This window comes from Bacteroides sp. AM54-2NS, assembly GCF_003602935.1.
GTDB lineage: Bacteria > Bacteroidota > Bacteroidia > Bacteroidales > Bacteroidaceae > Bacteroides > Bacteroides xylanisolvens.
In genome coordinates this window covers 1-18,693 of record NZ_QTMZ01000022.1, presented here as the reverse complement: position 1 = coordinate 18,693, position 18,693 = coordinate 1, and the positions used below count along the sequence as shown (strand labels likewise).

At 40.8% G+C, this 18,693-nt stretch carries 15 protein-coding genes, 3 pseudogenes and 1 riboswitch; of the genes and pseudogenes, 10 read left to right on the top strand and 8 right to left on the bottom strand.

Features of this window, described 5'->3' with window-relative positions:
• Positions 1-43 precede the first annotated feature (43 nt).
• Positions 44-1,137: pseudogene (locus DXA05_RS14560) on the top strand (N-acetylmuramoyl-L-alanine amidase).
• A gap of 601 nt (positions 1,138-1,738) precedes the next feature.
• On the opposite strand, the gene DXA05_RS14555 reads toward DXA05_RS14560, so the two are convergent.
• From DXA05_RS14555 to accC, 3 genes and pseudogenes are all read right to left on the bottom strand, one after another.
• On the bottom strand, positions 1,739-3,274 hold the full coding sequence (locus DXA05_RS14555; protein WP_128859302.1) for an acyl-CoA carboxylase subunit beta: 1,536 nt from the start codon (positions 3,272-3,274) through the stop codon (positions 1,739-1,741).
• Positions 3,275-3,293: 19 nt separating this feature from the next.
• Positions 3,294-3,803, bottom strand: coding sequence for an acetyl-CoA carboxylase biotin carboxyl carrier protein subunit (locus DXA05_RS14550; protein ID WP_004316076.1), 510 nt, complete (start codon positions 3,801-3,803; stop codon positions 3,294-3,296).
• A 23-nt stretch (positions 3,804-3,826) separates the two neighbouring features.
• Positions 3,827-5,340: pseudogene (gene accC / locus DXA05_RS14545) on the bottom strand (acetyl-CoA carboxylase biotin carboxylase subunit).
• A 131-nt stretch (positions 5,341-5,471) separates the two neighbouring features.
• A riboswitch (cobalamin riboswitch) is annotated at positions 5,472-5,676 on the bottom strand.
• A gap of 58 nt (positions 5,677-5,734) precedes the next feature.
• Here accC and DXA05_RS27680 point away from each other — a divergent pair.
• The 4 genes and pseudogenes from DXA05_RS27680 to DXA05_RS14530 form a co-directional block, all read left to right on the top strand.
• A pseudogene (locus DXA05_RS27680) lies at positions 5,735-5,857 on the top strand (pyridoxamine 5'-phosphate oxidase family protein); the annotation flags it as partial.
• Positions 5,858-5,952: 95 nt separating this feature from the next.
• Positions 5,953-6,276 (top strand): thioredoxin family protein, encoded by a 324-nt coding sequence (locus DXA05_RS14540; RefSeq protein ID WP_004308986.1) that lies wholly within the window; start codon positions 5,953-5,955, stop codon positions 6,274-6,276.
• 238 nt (positions 6,277-6,514) lie between these two features.
• Positions 6,515-6,832: a type II toxin-antitoxin system RelE/ParE family toxin gene (locus DXA05_RS14535; RefSeq protein ID WP_004308987.1), complete on the top strand. Its 318-nt coding sequence runs from the start codon at positions 6,515-6,517 to the stop codon at positions 6,830-6,832.
• 7 nt (positions 6,833-6,839) lie between these two features.
• Positions 6,840-7,154 (top strand): HigA family addiction module antitoxin, encoded by a 315-nt coding sequence (locus DXA05_RS14530; RefSeq protein WP_004308988.1) that lies wholly within the window; start codon positions 6,840-6,842, stop codon positions 7,152-7,154.
• A 1-nt stretch (position 7,155) separates the two neighbouring features.
• Here DXA05_RS14530 and pncB read toward each other — a convergent pair whose 3' ends face one another.
• A complete protein-coding gene (gene pncB, locus DXA05_RS14525) occupies positions 7,156-8,322 on the bottom strand; it encodes a nicotinate phosphoribosyltransferase (protein WP_004308989.1) in 1,167 nt (388 codons plus the stop codon).
• A 166-nt stretch (positions 8,323-8,488) separates the two neighbouring features.
• Between pncB and DXA05_RS14520 the strand changes: the two genes are divergently transcribed.
• Positions 8,489-10,378: a hypothetical protein gene (locus tag DXA05_RS14520; RefSeq protein WP_004308990.1), complete on the top strand. Its 1,890-nt coding sequence runs from the start codon at positions 8,489-8,491 to the stop codon at positions 10,376-10,378.
• A gap of 170 nt (positions 10,379-10,548) precedes the next feature.
• On the opposite strand, the gene DXA05_RS14515 is transcribed toward DXA05_RS14520, so the two are convergent.
• The gene (locus tag DXA05_RS14515; protein ID WP_004308991.1) at positions 10,549-11,328 is read right to left on the bottom strand and encodes an SDR family NAD(P)-dependent oxidoreductase; all 780 of its coding nucleotides are present in this window, start codon (positions 11,326-11,328) and stop codon (positions 10,549-10,551) included.
• A 372-nt stretch (positions 11,329-11,700) separates the two neighbouring features.
• The gene (locus tag DXA05_RS14510; RefSeq protein WP_004308992.1) at positions 11,701-12,639 is read right to left on the bottom strand and encodes a DUF1848 domain-containing protein; all 939 of its coding nucleotides are present in this window, start codon (positions 12,637-12,639) and stop codon (positions 11,701-11,703) included.
• 437 nt (positions 12,640-13,076) lie between these two features.
• On the opposite strand from DXA05_RS14510, the gene DXA05_RS14505 reads away from it, so the two are divergent.
• From DXA05_RS14505 to DXA05_RS14495, 3 genes are all read left to right on the top strand, one after another.
• A complete protein-coding gene (locus DXA05_RS14505; protein WP_128859301.1) occupies positions 13,077-13,946 on the top strand; it encodes a hypothetical protein in 870 nt (289 codons plus the stop codon).
• 266 nt (positions 13,947-14,212) lie between these two features.
• Complete coding sequence (locus DXA05_RS14500; RefSeq protein WP_128859300.1) at positions 14,213-15,016, top strand: helix-turn-helix domain-containing protein; 804 nt, start codon at positions 14,213-14,215, stop codon at positions 15,014-15,016.
• Between the two features lie 94 nt (positions 15,017-15,110).
• The gene (locus DXA05_RS14495) at positions 15,111-15,482 is read left to right on the top strand and encodes a VOC family protein (RefSeq protein ID WP_004317320.1); all 372 of its coding nucleotides are present in this window, start codon (positions 15,111-15,113) and stop codon (positions 15,480-15,482) included.
• Positions 15,483-15,700: 218 nt separating this feature from the next.
• On the opposite strand, the gene DXA05_RS14490 is transcribed toward DXA05_RS14495, so the two are convergent.
• Complete coding sequence (locus DXA05_RS14490) at positions 15,701-16,558, bottom strand: AraC family transcriptional regulator (RefSeq protein WP_004308996.1); 858 nt, start codon at positions 16,556-16,558, stop codon at positions 15,701-15,703.
• A 311-nt stretch (positions 16,559-16,869) separates the two neighbouring features.
• Between DXA05_RS14490 and DXA05_RS14485 the strand changes: the two genes are divergently transcribed.
• The gene (locus DXA05_RS14485) at positions 16,870-17,094 is read left to right on the top strand and encodes a winged helix-turn-helix domain-containing protein (RefSeq protein WP_004308997.1); all 225 of its coding nucleotides are present in this window, start codon (positions 16,870-16,872) and stop codon (positions 17,092-17,094) included.
• Between the two features lie 261 nt (positions 17,095-17,355).
• Here DXA05_RS14485 and DXA05_RS14480 read toward each other — a convergent pair whose 3' ends face one another.
• Entirely contained in the window at positions 17,356-18,459 is a 1,104-nt protein-coding gene (locus tag DXA05_RS14480) for an AAA family ATPase (protein ID WP_004317316.1), read from the bottom strand.
• Between the last annotated feature and the right edge of the window lie 234 nt (positions 18,460-18,693).

Here is an 18,693-nt window from a genome sequence, read left to right as displayed (position 1 = left end):
GAGTGAAATGATAACTCTTGCGAAGGAGATAGTTAATGTAGTTATGAAAAATAAACTCTATATTCTTTTATTCTTAGCTTTTCTTTTTTCGGGCACAACTCTTTGGGCGCAGCAGAAGGCAACTCCGAAGGCGGGTGAGGGCATCTCTTCTTTTCTGTTGAGGCACAACCGTTCTCCGAAGAAGTATTACGACGATTTTATAGAGTTGAATAAGCAGAAGCTGGGAAAGAATAATGTGCTTAAAGTAGGCGTGACTTATGTTATTCCTCCGGTAAAGAAATCGACAACTACTTCTGCCAAGACTACTCCTGCCAAAAATACGGGTGCCAAGAACACAACTTCCGAGGCGCCGGGACAAAGCAACCATCTTCAAAAGCTAAATCGACAAAAATAGGAACCACCATCAATGAGCCTCTGTTTGGAAAGCAACTGGCTAATGTGAAAGTCACTTCCAACCGTCTTGCCGGTGCTTGTTTCTATGTGGTCAGCGGACACGGAGGTCCCGATCCGGGAGCTATTGGAAAAGTGGGTAGATACGAACTGCATGAAGATGAATACGCTTATGATATTGCACTCCGTCTGGCACGTAACCTGATGCAGGAAGGAGCCGAAGTGCATATCATCATTCAAGATGCCAAAGATGGTATTCGGGATGATTCGTATCTGTCGAACAGTAAACGTGAGACTTGTATGGGGGATGCAATTCCTTTAAATCAAGTGCAACGCCTTCAGCAACGTTGTGATAAAATAAACGCCCTTTACCGGAAAGACCGTAAGAATCACTCTTATTGCAGGGCGATTTTTATTCATATCGATAGTCGTAGTAAGGGAAAACAAACGGATGTATTTTTCTATTATTCGAATAAAAAAGGAGACAGCAAACGATTGGCGAATAATATGAAAGATACGTTTGAGTCAAAATATGATAAGCATCAGCCTAATCGGGGTTTTTCCGGCACAGTGAGCGGGCGCAACTTATATGTGCTTTCCCATACCACTCCCGCTTCCGTTTTTGTGGAGTTGGGCAATATCCAGAATACGTTCGATCAGCGTCGGTTGGTGATAAATTCCAATCGTCAGGCACTCGCAAAATGGCTGATGGAAGGCTTCCTGAAAGATTACAAGGAGAAGAAATAACATTTTTGCTTCTCCTTTCGTGAACAAAATAAAAATCTGAATGTTTTATATATGCAAATCGCCTGATGGCTACTTGTAGGTATGCGAATATATATAGGCTAGTGAATATGCCTCCCCGGCATAACAGGAAGATTGCATAGTAGTTTTGTCGTGTTTTATTTTGTGTTTGTGTTGTGACGGTGCTGCGATGTGAATCGGGGTGCCGTTTTTTTCGTTTCTCTTGAATTCGTTAAAGAGCACGTTATTTCATTTTCTTATCATATTATTGAATAAAATTATCAATCCTGTGAACAAAATCCGGAAGTGTATGTTATTTATTGTGCAAATCGCCTGATAAAGCTTCTTGTGTGTATGCGAATATAGATAAGTCAAGCAAGGTATGCCTCCCCGGCATGACAGGAAGATTGCATAGTAGTTTTGTCGTGTTTTATTTTGTGTTTGTGTTGTGACGGTGCTGCGATGTGAATCGAGGTGCCGTTTTTTATGTATATAAAAAGACTTACTCATAAAAAGAGGGCTTACAAAGATTCTAAAGTATATCGTAGAATCTATGTAAGCCCGTCTTGATGGGAGGGTGCTTTATGCACACCTTATCTAGTTGTTATAAAGGCATATTACCGTGCTTCTTGGGCGGATTTGTCTGCATCTTGTTTTCCGTCATTTCTAGTGCCTGAATCAGACGTTTGCGAGTCTGTCTCGGATAAATGATTTCGTCAATATATCCCAGTTCGGCAGCTTGATACGGAGTAGCAAACTTTTCTTTGTAGGCTTCCAGTTCCTTAGTCTTTGTTGCTTCGTCAGCTTTGCGGAACAGAATGTTGATTGCACCGTCTGCACCCATCACTGCAATTTCTGCGCTGGGATATGCGAAGTTCACATCAGCTCCTGTCTGCTTGGAGTTCATTACGATATAAGCGCCGCCGTAAGCTTTGCGGGTAATAACGGTCAGTTTGGGAACAGTAGCTTCTGCGAACGCATAAACTATTTTTGCGCCGTGACGGATGATACCGTTGTTTTCCTGCGTATATCCCGGAAGGAATCCCGGAACATCTTCGAATGTAATCAACGGAATATTGAAACAGTCGCAAAAACGGATAAAACGACTTGCTTTGTCGCTGGCGTCGATGTCGAGAACGCCGGCAAGATAAGCCGGCTGATTGGCTACGATACCTACCGAACGACCTGACATGCGGGCAAAGCCGATGATGATATTCTTTGCAAAGTTCGGCATGACTTCGAAGAAATAACCGTTGTCTATCACGCGTTCGATAATGTCTTTCATATCATACGGTACGTTCGGATCTGCCGGAACGATTGTATCCAGAGAAGCGTCTTCGCGGTTGGTTTCGTCGGCGCAAGGTTGTTTCCTGGCTTCATCCATATTATTCTGCGGTAAGAAAGACAACAGTTCGCGGATACTCATCAACAGTTCTTCTTCGGAGTTGCACATAAAATGCGTCACACCGCTCTTGCTGCTATGTGTCATTGCGCCACCCAGCTCTTCTTTGCTTACTTCTTCATGAATCACGGTTTTTACTACATCGGGACCAGTCACGAACATGTGACTTTTTTCTTTCACCATAAAGATGAAATCGGTAAGGGCAGGAGAGTAGCAAGCGCCTCCGGCACAAGGACCCAGGATGGCCGAAATCTGTGGAATCACACCGCTGGCCATTGTGTTCTGATAGAAAATATCCGCATAACCGGAAAGACTTTCGATGCCTTCCTGAATACGTGCGCCACCCGAATCATTCAAAGCGATAATCGGTGCGCCGTTCTTCAACGCAAGTTGTTGTACTTTCACAATCTTTTTGGCATTGGAAGCAGACAGTGAGCCGCCATATACGGTAAAGTCATAAGCGTAAACAAATACCTGGCGACCGTCTACCTTTCCGTAACCTGAAACGATACCGTCTCCCGGAATTTTGTTTTTATCCATGCCATAGTTCGTACAACGGTGAACCATCAACTTATCCAGTTCAACGAAAGTACCTTTATCGAGCAACATCTCAATACGCTCGCGAGCAGTCATTTTGCCGCTTTCGTGTTGCTTCTCTATTTTATCAACGCCTCCACCAAGAGAAGCGATGCGGTCACGTTCTTCGAACGTGGCGTATGCTTTATTCATTTCTTCCATAATGCAATCCGTTCTTATATTATGCAATCGGTTCTAATGTTATTAATGTCTGGTCGCCGGTAATGTTATCACCTTCCTGAACCAGAATTTCTTTAATGCGGCAGTCTGAAGTCACTTTGTAGTTACTCTGCATTTTCATGGCTTCGATAACGATAGCGGTGTCTCCCGCCTTCATTTCCTGGCCGACTGCAACAGGTATTTTCACTACTTTGCCCGGCATCGGAGAAATGATACAGTCATTCTGTTCTTCTTCCCCTTTCTTGCGCATACGCAGATATTTTGCTTGGCTGTCCACTATTTCTACATTGAAACTGCTATAATGCGTATTCACTTTATAGCTTTTTCCGTTATCACGGCGAATCAGCTGTGCGTTCGAACTGCGTCCGTCCATCAAGATGTTGCAAGTACCGTTTTCTGCCATCACTACGTCTGCTTCAAACGTTTTTCCATCAATGGTGAGCACTACCTTGTTATCTTCCTTGCTGACCAGTTCTACTTCGGCCACACGGTTTCCTATATGAATTTCCATAATTGAATTCTCTTTGTTAAAATTTAGATTCTCAACACACCCTTATGCAATCCGAACTCTTTCCACTTGCTGATAGGGCGGTTGTCGGCAGCCATACCGCTGTTGTTCTCTTCGAGATTCATCAAATAGTCTATATAAGCAGCGATCAGGGCAATATTTTCGGAATATTCGCTGGTGCGCGTAATCCGTTGTTGCAGAAACTCGCTGTTCTTGGCGATGAATCCTGTGTCATAATGACCTTCTACAAAATCGGGAGTATCCATGATGGCACGCAGATAACTGATGTTGTTTTTCACTCCGGTCAATTTATATTCGTGGAGAACACGACGCATCCGCTCAATCGCATATTCGCGATTGGTAGCCCACACAATCAGTTTACCGATCATCGGGTCATAGTAGATCGGAATTTCATATCCTTCGTATACATAACTGTCAATACGCACACCGATACTGTTCGGCTCTGTAATCTGTTTGATGATACCCGGACTTGGCATGAAATTCATTTCAGTGTCTTCGGCACAGATACGACATTCGATAGCGTGCCCGCGTTGCCGGATATTCTCTTGTTTCAGTTGAAGCACTTGTCCGTCGGCAACTTTAATTTGCTCTTTCACCAAATCTACTCCGATCACTTCTTCCGTAATTGGATGTTCCACCTGCAAGCGGGTGTTCATCTCAAGGAATAATAGTTGCGGTGTTTATCAACAAGGAATTCGATAGTACCCGCACCGATGTAGTTCACAGCTTTAGCCGCCGCTACCGCTTTTTCACCCATGTCTTTTCGCAGTTCGGGAGTGACGAAAACCGAAGGAGTCTCTTCCACGATTTTCTGGTTACGGCGTTGCACGGAACATTCACGTTCGCACAGATGAATGACGTTTCCATGCTTGTCACCAAGAATCTGGAACTCGATGTGATGAGGCTCTTCAACGAACTTCTCTAGGTAAACCGTGTCATCGCCAAAGGAAGACAATGATTCGCTCTTGGCAGTGGTATATGCTTCTTCCACTTCTTCGGCACTGTGGATGAGGCGCATACCTTTTCCACCACCGCCCATAGAAGCCTTCAGCATCACCGGATAGCCGATTTTATTGCAAAGCTCTATGGCTTCTTCTACGCTTTTCAGGTTGTCTTGTGTGCCGGGAACTACGGGTACTCCCGCCTCAATCATTTTGATACGGGCAGCAATTTTATCTCCCATAGCTTCCATTGTTTCCGGATTGGGTCCGATAAAGATGATTCCTTCTTCCTGACATCGACGGGCGAAGGTAGCATTCTCGGACAAGAAGCCGTAACCCGGATGAATGGCGTCTGCATGAGCTGCTTTTGCCACTTCGATGATTTTTTCTATATTCAGATAACTCTCTTTGGATGCTGCCGGCCCTACGCAATAAGCTTCGTCTGCATAAAGCACGTGCTTCGCGGTCCGGTCTGCTTCGGAGAAGATAGCGATACTCGTTATCTCCATTTCCCGGCAGGAACGCATCACCCTTACGGCAATTTCACCGCGATTGGCTACTAAGATTTTTTTTATCATACTTTTTTCAATTAAGTACATACTTATTAATGTCTTCCCGTCTAATGGATATACTCCACCCGACGAAAAACAGTATTTTTTTGATTTGGGGCTTAACAAGTGATACTCTTTCTCCTAATCCACGAGGAGAGGGGCGTCTTACACAAAATGGCAGGTCTTCTGACTGACTCTTGTCTTATTTGCCTTCCCGAATAACATCAGTGGCGTTAAATTAGTTCAATTATAAGACATTGAACAGAGTTTCACAGCAGCGGGACTGTCCGGGATTTACACCCGGTTCCCTATTAATCATCGTCCGTTGGATACGGATTCTGAACCATTTCGGGGGGCAAAGATAAATAAATATTGAATAGGATGTTCCTTTTTTGCACGAAAGTTTCGATTTTGTGCAATGCTTGTTCTTAGTCCGGAAGATAAAGTGATAGGAGCAAAGTATGATGCGGAGAAGTCTTTTCATCGTACGGAGATGATTTGCTTGGATATTAATAGCTGGTCGGGTAAATGCAAACGGGTTTGATTCTTTAATTTGTGTGTAACCTTGCTTCTTTTCTAAACCATCTTTCTCCTGATATTGTTAGGTTGATAGTTATTAATTAAAAGGAGATATTCATTATGAAAGAAAAGAAAATAGCTCGTGAAGAAAGAAACCAGGAGAAGCTAGCTAACGGTGATTGGGTAATGGCAGAGTTTTACGCAACGTGGTGTCCTCACTGCCAGCGCATGAAACCGGTTGTTGAAGAGTTCAAGAAACTGATGGTAGGAACATTGGAAGTGGTGGAAGTGGACATCGACCAGGAGCCTGCCCTTACTGATTTTTATACGGTGGAGTCGACTCCTACCTTTATTCTTTTTAGAAAAGGGCAACAGCTTTGGCGGCAATCCGGCGAATTACCTTTGGAAAGATTGGAAAAAGCAGTGAAAGGATTCAAATTCTGAAAAAGATTTTAATCTAACTCCACGGATATGGATTTTGTCACTTTTGTCACAGATAGTATAAAGAAAGCACATGTATACTGTGCTGCTTGGATACAGTTATTTTAATAAGGTGATAGCAGTTTTTATCTAATACTTCTTGGTTTTAACTAAGTTTGATAGAACTGCTATCATTATATCCACTTTTTTAGTGTATTCTTGGAAAAACTACTATCTTTGTACTGTCGTAATAATTAGAGAAATGGTTATTGAGTTTGAAAAGGAGTATCTTTCAGAACTTTATTATGAAGGTAAATGTAACGATAAGAAGCATCGTTTTCAACCTCAAGTAATAAGGAATTATGTGAAGCGAATTGTCACTTTGGCTGAAGCATTGAATGTAGAAGCGCTTTATCCTTTAAATTCGTTGAATTATGAAGTATTGACAGGGAGTAAAAAAGATATTTCCTCTATTCGGATTGATAAACAATATCGACTGGAATTTAAAATATCGACTACGGACTCTGAACCAATCATAACTATTTGTTCTATTATTGACATAACAAATCATTATAAATAAGAATAGTATGTCTAACTTAGGGTATTCTTTTATTCCGGTGCATCCGGGAGAGATTATAAAAGAAGAATTACAATCTCGTGGTATATCGCAGAAACGATTTGCGGAAGTGGTAGGCGTGTCTTATACGATGTTGAATGATATATTGAATGGGCGTCGTCCTGTATCTACGGATTTTGCCTTATTGATTGAAGCTGCTACCAATATAAATGCGGAAATGCTGATGAATATGCAGACAAGATATAATATGCAGATTGCCCGAAAAGATAAGAATGTTATAGCGCATTTGGAGAACTTACGGAAAATATGTGCCACATTGTTATAATTTAGTTCAACCTCAACTCATGCAGGCATGCCTGCACTTCTTCAAGACTGCCGGTATGTTTTCCTTCATCATCCGACAGTTTGATACATTCCCTCCACTCCTGATTGACATTCATCTTGCATTGCGTCAGTTTCATCACGATGTTCGAAGGTTCGAACCCGGTATCGTTGGTGAGATTGGTGCCGATTCCGAAAGAGCAGCGGATTTTGTTTTTGCAGTATTCTTGAATGTCTAATGCTTTTGTAAAGTCGAGGGCATTGCTGAATACGATGGTTTTGGTTGTCGCGTCGATTCCCAACTCTTTGTAGCGGGCAACCAGTCGGTCGATAAACTCAAATTCATTACCGGAATCGCAGCGCACACCGTCGAAAAGTTTAGCTTGTTTACGGCTAAGGTTACTAAGGAAGATGCCGGAAGTATAGGTATCGGAAAGTGCGATACCCAAATCACCGTCATAAACATTCACCCAGTTTTCGAGTGCCATATAATTGGCATGTTTATATCCGAACTGTGCTCCATGAAACATAAACCATTCGTGAGGGTGAGTCCCCATCATTTTCATTCCATATTTCATTGCGAAGTTGCAGTTGGAAGTCCCGGTGCAATATTGCGCTGTCTCGTTCAGTCTTTTGATAACAGTTTCCTGCACATCAATAGAGAATCTTCTCCGTGTGCCGAACTCTGAAAAGCGGAGCTGATGTTGGTTCGATAACTCTATTTTCTCCGACAGCTTGCAAAGAATCCCGTTCATGTCTGCTACATGGCCGAAGAACCGGTTTTTGATTTCAGAAACAATAGCGAGCAAAGGCACTTCATATAAAGTCACTTTATAAAGCAAGTCAGTCACTTCGATGTGGAGATGACAGGCTTCATCCAGATGAATATCAATCTTATTCGGGTCGAAACGAAAAGAAGACAACCACTCCCAGTAGACTCTCGGGAGAAATCTGCAATTCTTCGTCATGTATTCCAACTCCTCTTCCGTGAATCTCAACTGACTAAGATTCTTGATCTCTGCCTTGAGTGTTTCCAGAAAAGCTTCGGTATACTTTGTTTCGTTCCGGTCATTGAAACTAAAAGTACCCATTGCATAGGGGAACAGTTTGATATAAGCGTACGAGGTGGTAAACTTATAGAGGTCTGTATCTAGTAGTGTTTTAACAATCATGACGTTCGTTCTTTTCTATTAATAACGTTGTAAAGTTAGTATTTGTTGAACGAAATAATAGCCTGCTGACAGATAATTATTCCATTTTTGGGATCGATTTATACCTGATTATCTGATATTATCATTAATTTTGCCGTAATTATGTATTAAATAAAAGATATTTGGTATGAAAAACGCTTTGGTATATAGCTGCGTATTACTGTTGTTATCATGTGGCGGAAAAACCGGAGGAACTTCGCAATCTTCTTCCACGAATCAGGAAACACAGGAAAACGCTTTAAGCGAAAAAACTACTGCTATTTCCGAAGCTTTCTCTATGGATTTTTATAAAGGAAGTGATTGGATTATTCCTGATACGCTTTCCGAATCATTGCTAAAAGAACCGGAAGCATCTTCTTTGAAGGTCTATGACTCCGACAGTATTTGCCGGAAACAAGTAGATGGCGTGGAACGTTGTTTTTACAAGGACTCATTGATGAACGGTGCTTATAAGCACTTTTATTTTCGCTCGACTGATTCTTTTGTGTCGGAACCCTATTATTCGGTAGTTGTTTATAAAGACGGAATAAAGAACGATACGGTGCGTCATTACAGTATCTCTTCCCATTGTATGACAAGTCGTATAATCACTCTTGACAGTATTTGTGAACTTTATCAATCTTATTATTCCAACGGATATCCCCATATCTTTTACCAGGCTACACGAGGTAAACTTAATGGAGTACGTCAGAGATGGTATTATGATGGAAAGCCGGACTGGTTTGAACACTATAAAGATGGGAAGCTAAACGGAGAGGAAATGAGATGGCATGCCAACGGACATCTATGGCAGGTTAATCATTATATTGACGATCAGGAAGTGTTACCGACCGAATGTTGGTATTATAGCCATTCGGAATACGCTTATAATGACCCTGACGGGGTAGCGGAGGCTCCCGACTGGTATGAGTATAAATATCAGGCATCAGAAGGGACTCCCTTTTATTACATTCAAGAAATTTATGCATTGGAGAACGGCAAAAAGTATCTTCTGAAACGAAAATATTTTGAAAAGGATTCCGATGAGCCGATATACTTCATGGATGATAAGTGTGATTCTGTAAAACGAAGCATTGTGACGGTCGGAACTCAAAAGCGGCTGGATATAAGGAATTATTCTGGCGGGCGGCTACGTCGTTTCGAGAGTTATCCGTACTCGGAGAAAGGCGTGCCGGGTGTCATGACTGAAATTTATTCTGAAGAAGGCAACCGGATTGAAAAGAGTATGTATGACTATCATAGTGGAAGAATGATCTCCTTGCGTATGTATAGCAATACAGGGGCAGACGTGAAAAAACTTGAATTTGCTGAATATACGAATATGAAGGCGGATAGTTGTAATAAACAGCTTGATTCTGGTAAAGGGCGTTATACAGACAATCAGAATAAACTGTCCGTGCGCTGGAAAAAGGGGGAACTCGCACTGCTGAATTCTCCGGCGAAAGAAGATGAAGATGGATTTATAAAATGGTACTATGATGGGTATCAGTCTGATTACGGTCTGCATTTTTTTCACTATTCAGGGTTTGAGAGCTGGGGCTATTTTGTGATGAGTGATGTTACAGGAGAAGTTTACGAATATCGTAGTATAGATACCCCTTTATTCTGTGGAAAATCCGGTCTTTTCCTTGTCGTAGATGAAAATCCGTATAAGGAAGAATGTTATGTCCGCGTTTACAAGATGCTTCCCGAAGGACGTTTGGCGGAAGTTGCCGCACTCAATCGGGGAGGAGGGGATTATTTTGAGGTTGATTTGGACGATTTTGTCTGGGTGGGTGAAAGTTCATTCATTGCCAATAAAAAAACGTCGGAAGATGAACTTCAATGTGACTTTTATGGAGGATGCTCTGACAGTTGCCTGGAAGAGTACAGGAAGTGTGGCTATCTGCAAATCGACGAAGACGGCTGGGGGTATGTGCGCGTCGATCTTCGTCCTGATGCTTTGCAGACTAAGCAGGAGCTTCCGTCTTCACTAGAAGCTATTAACGAAATGAATGCATGGGTAAAGTCATTGTGAAACCCAGAAACAATGGAAAATCATGCATCCACTCTTCCCCCTTTTTGATAGATATTTTAAGATCATTACTGTCTATTCTACTAATTCCCGGTTGCATCCGCTATTGATAAATAGCGAAAGAAGCCATATTCTCATTATTGTCATTTTATTCATTGTATTAAAGTTATGTTCTATGATAACGCTACTGTCGGGTTATGAGCAGTCAGGCCACCATCTACGACGATTGTTTGTCCGGTGATGTACCTTGCATCGTTCGAAGCCAGAAAAGCGATGGCAGCTGCGACGTCTTCCGGTTCTCCTAAATAAGGAGTGGCACATTGGCCGAGAAAGATGTTGCGTACATCTTCATTCAGGTTATCCAATGCCGCGGGGGTAAGTACCAATCCCGGGGCTACGGCATTGCAGCGGATATTTTTCTTTCCCATTTGGGTAGCGATGTATTTCGTCAGGTTGATGACGCCCGCTTTGCTGGCACCATATAATGTACCGTTAGCATCAGCAGTAAGTCCGCTTATGGAAGCTACGTTGACAATGTTTCCGCCGCCATTGGTAGTCATGATAGGGATGACCTGTTGAGAAAGGTACATAGTGCAGCAGAGATTCAGGTGGAATGCCTCGTCAAAGTAATTGATATCCAGCTTCTCGATGTTAAGGTCACGTTTGGGATCGGTTCCTCCTACATTATTAATCAGTACATCTATTCGTTGATATTCATTCATAGAAAAATCAATCAGCTCTTTGCAACTCTGGAGTTCGGTGGCGGAGAAATAGACATGGCGCACGTCGGCCCCTGCATGAGTAAGTTCGTTGGCAAGCTGTTCCGCCTTTTTTTCAGAATGGTCAGCGATGACTACTTTGCCCCCTTCGGAGACAATGCGGCGTGTGGTTGCTTCGCCGATACCACCGGCAGCACCGGTGATGACAACTACTTTATTTTCGAATCTGTTCATATATTGTGAATTTGATGGTTACCTTCTATTAGAAACAGCTGGCAGAGGAATTTGTTAGACCTCATAAACGCTCTTTAATAAGATAAGGTGTCCGATTGGAAAACATTTGCATCTCCTCCAGTTTTATGCCCTGATTATTTAAGAAAACTGTTAAATGTTAATGCTTAACCGCTTATTTGTTAATACGGTTCAGATTCTATTAAACCATGTTATAAGATACGCTGCATTGGGCCGAAAATTTGGAGATAACCGAAAAGTCCGTATCTTTGTACTGTGTTTTTCATAGTATTAGATTTAAGGTTAACAAAAGATTGGCTGTCTGGGATAGATAGCCTTTTTTTATGCCTGTAAGTCAGATACGGATCAGGAAGACTAAAACAACGAATATTGGTTATCCCGCAGACTCTTCATCTCCCGTTCCTTTACTATATCATCTTCGGATAAATGACCGATGAGCAACGGCGAGTTTTTATCATGTTTCTTCATATTATATGCTGCTGTATTATAATTACCTTTGATGGCATAGCAATAAACACATCCGTTCAGACAACTTTCATAAGTCCCGATATCAATACTTTCGATACAGTTGCAGATATTACGCTGGTTTTTATCCTTTTGAGCAAGGATAGGATAACCGGTGATCTTTTCAATCAGCCCTTTATCAATGCACAAGCCGCTGGGAATACCCAAATGTCTTAAATCTACCTTGACGGTACAAGTGTCCAGCTGTATACCGGGATAAATATCTATTGTCTTTTTAAAGGAGACGGCCATTTCTTCTATTTCCTCTTTGGTCAGCGGATTGATGTTGAATGGTTGTATCGAGTTTCGGATATGGGGGTAATGATCTATAAATCCCAACATACATTTCGAGGTATGGTCTTTGAGTTCATGGGCAATCCGGGCGAATGCTTCCTGGTGGAAAGAAACGTTGTATTCCTCATTCGTCAGTATCGGATCATATCTCCAAATCATTTTTTCTCTGCCAATTTTGTCTGCCAGCTTTTTAAAGGTATCAATTCGTTTATCGATAGATGGCAAACGATTCTCCAATTTTTCTCCGTAAGGGTTGAGTGTAAATTGGAAGTAATAGTTGTAATCCTGTAATTTATCCAGCTGGTTAAGCATCGGGGCCGGGTTCTTGGTCCAGAATACGAAACAATCAACCACAGCAGGAGATAAGGAAATCCTGCTAATCATTTTCGGATGATAAGGATTGGGCACTAATACATATCCTTCTTTTATCCGGTTGAAAAACCATTGAGAATAGAATGCCGGAATATCTGTCCGACGGCTGGCACTGATTATCATAGTTCAAAGTTACGAAAAAAAAACAATGTCGTTTCCATGATTAGCCTTTTTTCTACTCTTACTTATCCGGGGAGCAACTTATGTGAATGAATATGTTAAATGTTAACGGATGAAGTCTGAAATGTTAATGCGATTCTCGGAGTATTAAACCCTGTTATAATATCGTTTGTTTAGGCGCTGAAATTTGCTATTTATCTGAAATATGGTACCTTTGTACTGTGTTTTTTTCATAAGTATTAGATTTAAGGTTAACAAAAGATTGGTTGCTCGTGATGAGTAGCCATTTTTTGTTTTTATACACGTTGGTTGCTTATTCCTTAATCATCGTTAGCAGCATTTTAAATTTCTCCACTACACTTCTCGAATATGCATTGTTTGTCTATAACAAAAAACGATTTTTATTGTTATAGTACGAAAGACTTAATAAACGAACCATTATGAAGAAGAATATTTTATTTTTCGGAGCACTTGTAGGTGCTCTCTTGTTGGTTTCTTGTTCGGGAGGAAACAAGAAACAGGCTGCGTCCTCTGTCGCTTCGGAGGAATTGGACAATGCCAGTAAGGTGATAAACTATTATCATACATCGCTTATCGTGTTGAGGCATGTAGCCAATGCGAAAGACATAAATGCAGTTTTGGGATATATGGAACAGATAGGAAAAGTTCCTGAAGTATCTCCGATTGCACCACCTGAAGTATCTGCCAGAGATACAGCGGAATTGATGGATCCGGGAGATTATTTTAATATAGAAGTCCGTCAGAATCTGAAGCAGAGTTATCGAGGACTTTTCAGTGCAAGGACGCAATTCTATGATAATTTTAATAAATTCCTCTCTTACAAGCAGGCAAAAGAGACTGCAAAGATCGGCAAGCTCCTCGACGAGAACTATCGGCTTAGTGTAGAAATGTCGGAATATAAACAAGTGATCTTTGATATTCTAAGCCCTCTGACAGAACAAGCTGAAAAAGAACTGCTTGCCGATGAACCGTTGAAAGATCAAATCATGGCCATGCGTAAGATGTCCGGCACCGTGCAAAGCATCATGAATCTCTATTCACGCAAACATGCGCTGGATGGTATGCGTATTGATATGAAGATGGCCGAACTGAAGAAAGAACTCGAAGCTGCAAAGAAACTTCCTGCTGTCACAGGTTATGATGAAGAACAGAAGAATTATTATAGCTTCCTGACTTCCGTAGAATCATTTATGAAAGATATGCAGAAAGCCAGAGATAAAGGTAGCTATTCCGACGAGGACTATAATGCGATGTCGGAGGCCTACGAATACGGACTTTCCGTTATCTAAAGAATCTTCCTCTGTTTGAATGTGAGCTACAATCATGCTCTTTCAAACAGAGGATGTTTTTTTATTAAGAAAAGGTTTGCCGTCTTTTCAATTGTACCTTATTCTCAAATAAGGATCCTGCCTTAAATCCTTATCTGTTTATCATTTCGGCATATCTGTTCTTAATAGGACGACTCCCTAATTTATAAAAAGTCCTTTTTTTACTATACCTCTTTAAACAGGAGCTTTACTTTTGCATTTGAATTAAGAAATAATATCTTTGCTCTATGCAATCATTTCAACTTATAAAACCTTGTTTGGCGCTTGCTCCTTATATACGGCATTACTGGATATTGCAAGACGATTCAGTGACTCCGGTTTCCGAACGGACTCTGCCCATTGGCTGTATGCAACTGGTATTTCATAAAGGGAAACAACTCCTTTTGTCGGGCGAGTCGGAACTACAACCTCAATCCTTCATTTCCGGACAATCGGTCGGCTTCTCGGATGTACAGTCGACGGGTAGGATAGAAATGATTACTGTTGTTTTCCAGCCTTATGCAGTTAAAGCATTGTTTCATATTCCCAGCCATCTGTTTCACGGACAAAATGTAGATACCGATGCGATGGAAGATGTAGAACTGTCGGATTTGGTGAAACAGGTCACTGACACTTCTGATAATGCCGTTTGTATTCGTTTGATAGAGCAGTTTTTCCTTCGTCGTTTATACACCCTTCCGGAGTATAACCTCAAGCGGATGTCTGCTGTGTTTCATGAAATAAACCTCCAGCCACAAATCAACATTGTTCATCTGTCGGAAACAGCCTGTTTGAGCAGTAAGCAGTTTGGACGTATCTTTGCCGATTATGTCGGCACTACTCCCAAAGAATTTATTCGCATTGTCCGTATGCAGCGGGCATTGTCAATGTTGCAGCAGGATGCCACTATCCCTTTTGTACAAGTAGCTTACGAATGTGGCTTCTCCGATCAGTCTCACATGATAAAGGAATTCAAACTCTTTTCCGGTTACACCCCTGCAGAGTATCTTTCTGTCTGCGCTCCTTATTCCGATTATTTTTCCGAACTTTAAAGATGTCCCTTTTTTCCTATCAGGCTTCCTCGTGTTGCCCTACTTTTGCAGTGTCTTTGCAAAGGCTTAGTAGTAACGATAAAAAAGAAACGAAATGAAAAAACTAATTGCATTTTTTGAGATTCCTGCTTCCGATTTCCATCGGGCTGTCGATTTTTACGAAACAGTATTAGGTATGCAACTTCCGACTTTTGAATGTGAAACAGAAAAAATGGCTTGTTTCACAGAAGAAGGTGAAACCGTCGGTGCTATCTCTTATGCTTCAAATTTCGACTTTCTTCCTTCAACGCATGGAGTGCTTATCCATTTCAACTGTGAGGATATAGAACAGACCTTGGAAAAAGTACTTCTGAAAGGAGGGAAAGTAGTCATTCCCAGAACAAAGATTGAGGCGGACGGCAAAGGATGGTTTGCCGTATTCACTGATAGTGAAGGAAACCGGATTGGCATTTATGCAGAAAAATAACAGGTAGGAGAGAGGAAGGCAGCCTGTTATAGCATAATATGCTTTTAGATGCGGATAACGCAAAATGACACGGATAAGAAGATTATAAATCTGCTAAATCCGTGTCATCCGCGTCTAAATGATAGACTTATCAGGGTTTTGCACTGTCCCCCCAAAAAAGTCAGACGTTAAATCACATCTTTATTCATTCTCTTTATTCCGCCATTTGTCTGTCCGCATTATTCTACCGGAATATAAATTTCCGTCAACAACTCTTCGGGAGCAGTGTCGCATGGATTGTTCAGATAACGTTCCGCGCTGGCTTCATCACGTAGCGTACATTCCATTTCGGGCAGACACTTTCCGTAAATCGTATCATACACAGCTTGCAAATTGTCATACGGACCTTTATACAAGAAGATAGCATAACGTCCGGCCGGGATCACCTTAAATCCGACATCACTTTTGGGGGCTACCTTTACAGGCATTACCATACATACGTCTGTACGCAGTTTTTCTGCCGGTGTCACTTTCGGATCATCGTGATAGATGCAAAGCGGGCTGAAATCTCCCATCGGCAACTGTTGTTCTTTGATGAATTGGAATAAACGGCCCCAGGTGCCACCGTAATCATTCAGTTTGTAATCGCCGGTGAGGCGGATATAAATCACATTCCGTTCGGAAACGTTTCTGATCTCTCTTTTTAGTTCCAGGTCTGGCCTGATAATCGCTGGTTTCATAATTACAAAGTTTTTATTGTTTCTATACTCTAAAGGTGAAATGCCATAAAATTGCTTGAACACTTTCGACAACGAAGAAGGAGAAGAGTAACCAATCCGATAGGCTATGTCGGCAATCGGAACATCCGAGTAGCGGAGTAGACGTGCGGCAGCTTCTGTCCGCGTCCGGACAATAAACGTACCAATCGGTTCACCGAGAAAAGCTTTCATGATCCGGTGAAAGTAAAAAGGAGAAAAGTTTGAAATTCTGGCCAGAGATTTTAAATCAATGTCTTCTCCCAAATGTTGGTTGATGTATTCCACTACAACATTTACGCACTTTTGATATTCTTCTTTCGTTGTTTTTTTCTGTTGCATAACTTATTCTGGTATTTCACTCCGCAAAGGTATTGGTAAAAAAGCGAAATGACTTGTCCGATATTGCGGAAATGTCAATTTCCTATTTTCTTTCTGTGATTGCCCGATTCCTGTTTTGAGAATTTATTTTGATATATAATGTTCCTTTTAGTGGTGTTATGGTACGAATTATTACCAAGTTTTTAATCACTAGACGCGAAATTGATTTCTTTGTTTTAAATAATGTCAAAAACTAAAACAAAAAAGTTGGTTTTGTTATAAACAATTATTAAAATGACTATATTGTAACCAAATTATTAATAAAAATAGCCATGGATAAAACAATTGTAGGGAACAATGCCGGAAAAGTTTGGTGTGCCCTGAAAGAAATTGGTGAAATTTCAATACCTGAATTGGCAAGAAGATTAAACCTAAGCGTAGAAAGTACAGCATTGGCGGCCGGTTGGCTGGCAAGAGAAAACAAAATTTGTATCCAGCGAAAGAACGGATTAATTGCTTTATCTGATGAAAGCACTTTCCCTTTTAGCTTTGGATAATTACAGATTTTGCGAGTGAGTATCTTTGGATTTCCGTTAACTTGTAAGTAAGAAAATGTCGATATAAGGTATCACATGCAAAGTTTGAACTTAAGAAGTTTAATATTTAAAAGAGTTGCTCCGTAATAGAGCAACTCTTTTAACGTATAAAAAACGTATAAAAATATCAAATCGTTCTTGTTGATAGGTAAAATATAGATACTTATATTTCGCAATAATAATAGTCGATTTTTCTTTAAAAGTTCTACTTTGGAGGATTTTTCAGAATCCTACCCGCTTTCTTCCTAAAGAGAAATCCATGCCTTCGTAATTATAGATTTCAGCCAGTGTCATAGGTTGTGTCTGTTGGGGGATATCCAGTCCTTCTTCCTTTATCAGTTGGTTTACTTTGTCGGTTGTCAGGTCTTTAAATTCGTACCGGGCAGCCAGACGTCCTTTTCTAAGCAAGGCTTCGTCAATATCTTTTAGTGGAGCGTTGAATGTGCAGATAAATTTGATACATAATTCATCGCTTAATAGTCCGTCGCTGATATTCAGTATGTTGACTAGTCCGGCATTCATGCGGTTGCTTCCGTTGCGGCTTGATAATAGCTCTTCGCAGTCTTCTACGATAAAGATCGAATTCTTTTGTTGACGGATAAAAGTGATAAAGCTAGGGTCTGAAAGTTTGTCTACCAGGTCGCCGCTCATATAAATCATTCTCTTTTTTCCGAGATTGATGAGATGACGGATATAAGTTGTTTTCCCCGTACCTTGTTTCCCGTGCAGAATGATTAAACCGCTTTTATTCTCTTCTAATAGGAAGTTTTCGATTTCAGCGGCTACGGGAGCAAAATCATTGTTATAGTGGCGGTCAATCTGAATGGCCGGCTTATTGATTTGCGATTGTTTCAGGCTGAAGTAGTTATGAGCGTATGTTACTATAAATAGGTTGTTCAGTTTCTCATTCTCCTTTTTGTGGTTTTCGCAAATCTGATTGATACGATCGATTTCTTCCTTATCAATATTGGAATAGGCTATTTTTATGCAATTATCAAAATAGCCAATCATTAAATTCTTTTTGCAGATAACGATGCAATCATACAACTCTTTTGTAGATGTATCTTCTTCTTCCTCCTCTTCCTCTTTTTCATTCTCAAAATGATTGCAATATATATGCTCGAATATATCGAACGCATCGTCTTGCTGATAAAGTTCTTTGATTTCTTTCAGGAAATCCTGGTTTACTTTATATTTCACCATTTTCATAGAAGGGAATCGTTTGAATATCTGATAGAATAGACTACAAATGCTACTGTCGCTGAACCAGCCTGTGGAGTAATCGAAAATATCTGTGAAATCTGCGAGTGTGTATTCTTTACTCATTTTTTCTTTTTATATAAATAGGATGGCAAAGGTACTAAATAAATCTATGATATGGACTTATCCGATTTATCATTTTCTTGAAAAACATTGGTATGATAGTTTCCTGCATTTACATCAGTGCGCCCCTGCAAACGATTTTTCATTTTCATTTCTCATATTCTCATAAATAATACGGTAATTATATGTAAATCAATAATATAATAGTATGAGAAATAAAATATAAAATGGTATTTC